Below are 7,018 nucleotides of genomic sequence, written 5' to 3' on the forward strand. Positions count from 1 at the left end.
TTTTCCCGGAAGAAATTCTCAAAAATTCAGGTAATCCTTTAAATGCAAATCCAAAAAGATTGAAAAAATCAAGATATTTGTTTGATGGACGAATTATTTTTGGGCTGGATATTTTAGGATTGAAATAATTCTAAAGTAATCCGACCAAAGCAATTATTGAGGAATACGGAAACCATTTATTGAAAAAGCATGAAAAAAAAATGTCCTTGTGGCTCTGCCAGAGATTATAACAACTGTTGTGGAAAGTTTATTAAGGGGGAAGCATTCCCCAACACCGCTGAAGAATTGATGCGTTCGCGCTATACTGCTTTTGTAAAAATGGAAGTGGACTATCTTGTGGACACTTCTTGGCCCGAAAACAGAACAGCACAAGATCGCCGGGAAATTAAGGAACATTCAAAGGACATTCAATGGGTAGGATTAGAAATTGTAAAAACTGAAAAGGGTCAGAAAGAAGACCAAAAGGGAGGGGTGGAGTTTAAGGCATATTACCTGAACAAAGATGGTAAGGGAGGTCTACATCATGAGAATTCCGAATTCAGAAAACAGGATGGTAAGTGGTATTATGTAAAAGGAGTTTTTCTTACCTGAAACCCAAATCACAGGACTCTTCCCCTACTGGGGAAAAATAAATGGAAAACCCAAGGAGATTGTTCGGAGAAGTATTTACATTTCAACCCCCTTTCCAAGCTCTTAGTTGCTAATTTAGGCCCTTCTCCTCTTTGAAGATAAAAGCCTTCAAAGCCTTAGTTGTCTTATCTCTTTCAAAGTACCAGTCGGAATAAGGCAAAGGAAAAACCCTTATCCCGGCACGTTGCAATATACGGAAACGTTCTATTCCAAAAGCCCCTTCAAATTCTCCAGGGTAGCCCACCAGGTCTATTCCCAAATAGTGTTCTTTGTATTTTAGCAAAAGATCAATGGTTAAGCCTGCTATGGGATAAGCCTTCCAGTACTTACCCATCTTCCATTTTTCTAATATATCAATAACTTCTTCTAAAAACCTATCATGAATTATAGGGCTTTGGGGAAGATGACACACTTCTTCCTGAACGGCTTCTAGGTAATCCCTTAGTAAAGAATTCCTCTTCAGCTCCTCCTCCTTTACAGATAAATAAATGTGTTGTTCCTGCCTTGCCCTTGTGATAGAGACATTAAATACATCTTCTTTATTGACATGATGAAAAGCCGAAGGATGTGTTTCAGCGTCAACGGCAAAGGAAAGGTGCATAATATCTCTTTCCTCTCCCTGAAAGCTGTAAGCAGTACCCACTCTTAATTGATGTTTTTCAATTTCCTTCATGGAAAAATTATCGTACAGCTGCCCTCCAATATAATCCACCTGGGCCCGAAAAGGTGATAAAACCCCAATACTGGTACAGTACTCTTTGGCTAAATCCGCTTCTTGATCAATTTTTATCCTCACATTTTTTAGCAATTGGCTTGCCTCCATTACATTATGACCCTTTTGTTCTCTTATCCCCTTCAGTTGATTCAAATACAATCCCTTTTCTATTGCATCAGGTCTTTTTGTCATGATCCTCAAGGAATTGTCATAGAATCGCTCATTACTAAAGGCGATGATGGGCCCCACACTTCTAAAATGCTCATCCAGCATTGCTAGTTGGTCACCAGCTTGCAAGGCATTCATAGCCAAATCCAGAATACTCTTCTCCCTATAGTTGAGAGTATCTTTTTCTACTTTCTCCAGCTGAAACTTTTTTTGAAAAAAAGATTGTACACTACGGGACAAAAAAGATACATGGCGCAACTGATTAGGGTCTCCCGCAAAAACTACCCGTTTAGCACGTTGCATCAATGGAAGGCAACTGGCAATATCGCATTGGGTAGCCTCATCGATAATCAAAACATCATACAACTCTTTTTGCAATGGCATTACATCCTTTATGCTGGAAAGATTTACCAACCAAATTGGAAATGCTTTTAGCAAAGCCTTCATATCAATCTGCTCAAATTTACTTAACCTCTCGGTATCACTATCCTGTTGTATAGCCTCATAAAACCCTTTTAAATCCTTCCAGTTATTCTTTACAACTCCTAACAACTGCGCCACATATTGTAATCGAATTATTTCTAAGATGTCCTTAACCTGTTCACCATCATTTTTACTGATATTATCATAAATCTCCCACAAAGGGGTTTGCATCTTATTATTTAGATCAATGTATTTGGTTTTTAAGCGATGCCACAACCCCTGGTTTTCCTGACTTAAGTATTCTCCCCATTTTAACTCATTACCTACCTCCTCGTGAAACATCTTTTCCAAGGCCTCCATTTCCCAAAAATCCTTGTCAATTTTACTGTTCAATTTTTGAATAAGTTCTTCCAGACCAAGGCTACCTACCAACACCTTAGGAAGGTTAAATTCCTTTAATAAATACCTAAGGGAATGCACACGAGTTAATAATGCTTTTAAAAATCGTTTCAAGGAAGTAGTATAAATACGTTTATTACCACCTCTCACCACGCACCTGTCAAAACCGAGCTGTCCTCTGATCTTTTCTGCAATCACATCAACCGCCTCATCTGTTCGCGAGGCAATAAGAACGGACTCCCCCCTACTCATGTGCTCTATGGCAATAGCTCCAATCGTATAAGTTTTACCTGTTCCTGGAGGACCTACTATTAAGGTCAGTGGATTGATAGCAGCAGACTTTAATAAAGCTTGTTGCGCTTCACTAAGAATAATGGGTAGCCTTCCTTTTTGATAGGTAACTTTATTCCGAATTTCTGATTTTTCTCCAAACAAATACTGAAGAGGAAAAGAGAAATCATTGGATTGGGCAATTTCTTGAAGTTCATTGAGCACCCCTCGAGTATTGAAGGATTTACTCACAATGCCCAACATACTACCAGGCAGCAACTGAAAGGTAGCGGGTTCAGCTTTCTTGAGTTTTTTGATTACCTGCCTAATGTACTTAATCCCTACGTTCTGTGGATAAGCATATAATTCATCTCTATTTATAGATGAAAAGTATTTTTGAAAAACTTGGTTGATGGAACCTATATCTTCAAACCCAATAAAGCCTTGGGGGAATTTCTCTAATAGCTCATCCTGCCATTCCCCTTCCCCTGTCTCTTTTCCCAATAATCGGAATAAAGGAAAATTAACCCTCCGTTTTTCTGGATCAATGGATAAATAATGGAGGCCCTCTTTTTCTTCTATTTGAGCGGAATAATAAAACAGAGGAGCGCAAACCCTTTTTATCTCGCCCTTCATATCTGCCGCATGCCCACAGATAAAAAAAGAGGCATAAATTAACTCTTTTTCCTTTTCATAAATTTCTAGTTTTTTTTGAATGAGTACGGCCTTAGTACTATCTATGGGAACGATGGGATAAGCACCAGTTAACAACTCCTCCTTTCCTTCCATATAGACCCGATTTTCCACCTTACTATCCAAGAAATCGAACAAGGTTAATTCTCGGTTATCAGCTTGATAACAATCATGAAAATAAGAAATGAGTTTAGGAAGATTTATCGGCATGAATTCTAAAATAAAAATCTTTATTAAAAAAAGAGGCTGCTAAATGAATTAAATTTCACCTGTCAAAATAAATAGAAGTGCATTTTAGGGGAAAGTATTCATTTATGCAACTATATGAATTGGATTGTCCCTGATATAAACGTTGACTTCTTATTTATTTTATCTTGGTCAATACCGGGAGATTAATCTCTTTAAGACTTCCATTTAATTTAGGAATTGATCAGTATGATTGAGAAACTTAACTACTTAAACTGTCGCTCCATTATCCTCTATTGTTATATTTAATCGATCTTGCACATCGGCAAACCTTAATCCAGAAGTTGGGGCTGAATTGTAAACAAATAGGAATAACCTTCTGAACATCCTATCAATAGACCCTTCCAAACAAGGATTTCTATTCATTCTTAATAACGTTCGACCTTCCTCCCCGAACACCACTCTACCCGAAACAAAGAATCACCTCTTCCCTTTCCCATTTTTCACCTATTAAACTTAGATCACCTTTCAATCGTAATTTGTGCGCTCCAAAACAACACATGTTCAAAAACGCACACAAAAAATATTCCCAATACCCAAAAATAAGCCTCCATTATCTGTAAAGGGCTATTTTAATAGTTATGGCACAACAGTTGAAATAATTTAGGCACAGACTAAAAATTAAAAACACTAAATAATACAGCTATGAAAATCCTTTCCATATTCCAATCCAATTCAATAGTGCCCATTTTATTTTTAGGTGCCTTAACATTAATCTTATCTATCTCATCCTTCTCGGGAAACAAGAGAGAAGCCGAGATAGCTTCAGTAGAAATGGCTTTCGAAATAATTTTGAGTCCTGAAGAAGAGTTAGACTTAGCCAGAGAAGCAGTGGAAGCTATGGAACCAGAAATAAAAGAGGTAGTTATCCTTCCACAAGAAATCTATATCTACGATCAAGACAATAACTTAATCGAACACGTTAGAGGGACAATGGATGAACTTCAACAAAACAATCAATTGCAATCCATTATCGCCAATAGCAACCTACTAATGGAAGACGGTGTAGATAAATTTTACATCCAAAGGAAATAAACGAGAAGAAAAGTCATTAGTGAAAAGGAAGGGTTTTACAAAAATTGGTGTAAATTTAAAGTGAACCAGATTTTAACCCACAGAATAACGGAGAATTAAATCAAACAACTTTATCCTCTATTGAAATTACCTCCCAAGTTTTAGGAATGAAAGGTAAAATAGGATTTGAAGAAACCTTTGCCATAAAAGAAACCCTGGAATTCAGTCGAGCATTTGCTGGAGAAAGTGGTAACTGGGGTAACTTTAGCAGGCAGATTTTAGACCTTGATGAAGAAAGGTTAGAAATCATGAACAAGAATGGTATTGAGTACGCTCTATTGTCACTCAACTCACCTGGTGTTCAAGCAATTTTGAATCCTGATAAAGCAATGAGGATAGCCAAGAAGGCCAACGATACACTTGCTTATGCGATTTCCAAGTATCCCCAGCATTATGGTGGCATGGCTACTTTGCCTTTACATAATCCTGATATGGCATCAGAGGAATTAATCCGTTGCGTAAAAGAGCTTGGGTTTAAAGGAATAATGGTCAATGGGTTTCAACAAATTGTCCATCCTGATCATGTTAAGTTTTATGATTTCCCAGAATACCGTTCTTTTTGGGCCACCGTATCAGAGTTGGAAGTCCCCTTCTATTTGCACCCACGTATGCCGATCCCCTCCAGGTCCCAGAATTATGACGGGCACCCTTGGTTAATGAGTGCCCCTTGGGGCTTTGGCGTCGAAACCTCCATTCATTCCTTGAGGTTGTGTGGCTCTGGCCTGTTTGATGATTATCCTAACTTGCGTATATGCCTGGGACACCTGGGTGAAACCATTCCCTTTGCTTTAAATCGTCTAGAGGAGCGTATGCTTTTCTCTCCTCGTGGATATAGAGGAAAACGGCCGATCGGTGACTATTTCAGGGATCATTTTCACCTCACCTGCAGTGGGAACTTTAACGACGCCGCTTTCCGCTGCACCCTAAATGTGATTGACCATGACAAAATTTATTTCTCGACTGACTATCCTTTTGAAACCATGGAAGACGCTGCCTCCTGGTTTGACAACACTAAGGTCATATCAAATGAAACACGAGAAAAAATTGGCCGCACCCATGCTATTAACCTGTTCAAGCTGGATCTAGAATAAAAACTTGGCACTTTTCAATTGAAACTACTTAATGGCCAATGTCCGAATATGGAAAAGCTTCCATAAAAACATTTTTTTATTAAAATTCGGCCATTTCAAACACCACCGACACTCCAAATTAAAGGGTCCACATTTTAAAATGTTGACCAAGACTTTTAACCAGATTAGTATATTTAACTTAAAGCATGTTAAAAAATTTCTTAGTTATGTTCTCTTCTAAAAATCAGCGAAATCCTAAGTACCAAATATTTTTTGCACTTCAAAAAAATAGTCATTTTAGAATTTTAAGGTCTTAGAACAGCAACAAGTTTTGCTAGCATCAAGTATCCCCTCATAACCCTTTTTTACATTTACAATATATTCAAATCCATTCCTTTTAAGAATTGAGGCAGCGATCATTGACCGATAGCCAGATTTACAATTCAAGTAATACTTTACTGACTTATCCAAACCAGACAAATTATCGGCTATAGTCGCTAGTGGAATGTTTATAGCATTATCTAAATGTCCTTCTCTAAATTCTTCCTCTCTACGTACATCAATGATTGAAGTGCTTATCATATTATTTTTGAAATCAATGGGACAAATATTGGTTATGGTAGCCACTTCAAGGCCAGCTTTTTGCCAAGTTTCAAAACCTCCTTTAAGATATCCTAAAACATTTTCATAACCCACACGTGCCATTCGTAAGGCAGTTTCCTGTTCTCTCCCCTTTTCAGTAACCAGCAAAACCGGAGTTTGGAGATCTTGTACTAAGGTTCCCAACCAAACGGCAAAAGATCCTTTTAATCCAATATTGATTGAGCCAGGTACAAATCCTGAGCTAAATTGAGTTACATCCCGGGAATCAATAACAATTACATTTTCCTTCCTCATCCCCATACTAAAGGAAGAGGTATCCAGGGGATTGTTGGCTTGTTCCAAGATGGAATCTATGGGATCATACCCCCTCTTATTTATGGCTGCGTTCTTTGGGAAATATTGTGGAGGTGCGCTTAGTCCGGTGGTGACCACCTTAATAAATTCTGTTTCGTTATCAACTTGTAGGGCATAGTTGAGCCTTTTTTGATCTCCAATAGTGCTCACTCTTTCCTTTCCTAAACTTTTCCCGCATAGGGAACCAGTCCCGTGCCCCGGATACACAATTACACCCTCAGGTAATGTTAAAAGTTTTTCCTTTATGGAATGATATAAATATCCTCCCAAGTCCTCCACACTTAGATCTGATTTAACTGCAAGATCAGGACGCCCAACATCTCCCACAAATAAAGTATCTCCAGTAAAAACAGCATGTTCTTTTCCCTTTTCA

General features: G+C 38.1%; 6 protein-coding genes. 3 read left to right on the forward strand and 3 right to left on the reverse strand.

All coding sequences use genetic code 11. The features are described from left to right. The first annotated feature begins 189 nt into the window (after positions 1–189). Positions 190–591 carry a YchJ family protein gene (locus tag E1171_RS11360; protein ID WP_246164288.1) on the forward strand — a complete coding sequence of 134 codons (402 nt, stop codon included), beginning with the start codon at positions 190–192 and terminating at the stop codon, positions 589–591. Between the two features lie 109 nt (positions 592–700). On the opposite strand, the gene E1171_RS11365 is transcribed toward E1171_RS11360, so the two are convergent. Both E1171_RS11365 and E1171_RS11370 read right to left on the reverse strand, forming a co-directional pair. Continuing rightward, positions 701–3,508: an AAA domain-containing protein gene (locus tag E1171_RS11365; RefSeq protein WP_155206126.1), complete on the reverse strand. Its 2,808-nt coding sequence runs from the start codon at positions 3,506–3,508 to the stop codon at positions 701–703. Between the two features lie 246 nt (positions 3,509–3,754). Continuing rightward, entirely contained in the window at positions 3,755–3,910 is a 156-nt protein-coding gene (locus E1171_RS11370) for a hypothetical protein (RefSeq protein ID WP_155206127.1), read from the reverse strand. Between the two features lie 279 nt (positions 3,911–4,189). Between E1171_RS11370 and E1171_RS11375 the strand changes: the two genes are divergently transcribed. Together E1171_RS11375 and E1171_RS11380 are read left to right on the forward strand one after the other, a co-directional pair. Then, positions 4,190–4,579 (forward strand): VOC family protein, encoded by a 390-nt coding sequence (locus E1171_RS11375; RefSeq protein WP_155206128.1) that lies wholly within the window; start codon positions 4,190–4,192, stop codon positions 4,577–4,579. 146 nt (positions 4,580–4,725) lie between these two features. Then, on the forward strand, positions 4,726–5,709 hold the full coding sequence (locus E1171_RS11380) for an amidohydrolase family protein (RefSeq protein WP_155206129.1): 984 nt from the start codon (positions 4,726–4,728) through the stop codon (positions 5,707–5,709). Positions 5,710–5,985: 276 nt separating this feature from the next. Here the strand turns inward: E1171_RS11380 and E1171_RS11385 are convergent. Beyond that, a partial coding sequence (locus E1171_RS11385; RefSeq protein WP_155206130.1) for a rhodanese-like domain-containing protein occupies positions 5,986–7,018 on the reverse strand: 1,033 nt, incomplete at its 5' end.

It is taken from the genome of Xanthovirga aplysinae (assembly GCF_009711365.1).
GTDB classification, from domain to species: domain Bacteria; phylum Bacteroidota; class Bacteroidia; order Cytophagales; family Cyclobacteriaceae; genus Xanthovirga; species Xanthovirga aplysinae.

Excerpts from the sequence above, each read along its gene's own strand:
- E1171_RS11360 (WP_246164288.1), top strand. The coding sequence starts at position 190 with ATGAAAAAAAAATGTCCTTGTGGCTCTGCCAGAGATTATAACAACTGT.
- E1171_RS11365 (WP_155206126.1), bottom strand. The coding sequence starts at position 3,508 with ATGCCGATAAATCTTCCTAAACTCATTTCTTATTTTCATGATTGTTAT.
- E1171_RS11370 (WP_155206127.1), bottom strand. The coding sequence starts at position 3,910 with ATGAATAGAAATCCTTGTTTGGAAGGGTCTATTGATAGGATGTTCAGA.
- E1171_RS11375 (WP_155206128.1), top strand. The coding sequence starts at position 4,190 with ATGAAAATCCTTTCCATATTCCAATCCAATTCAATAGTGCCCATTTTA.
- E1171_RS11380 (WP_155206129.1), top strand. The coding sequence starts at position 4,726 with ATGAAAGGTAAAATAGGATTTGAAGAAACCTTTGCCATAAAAGAAACC.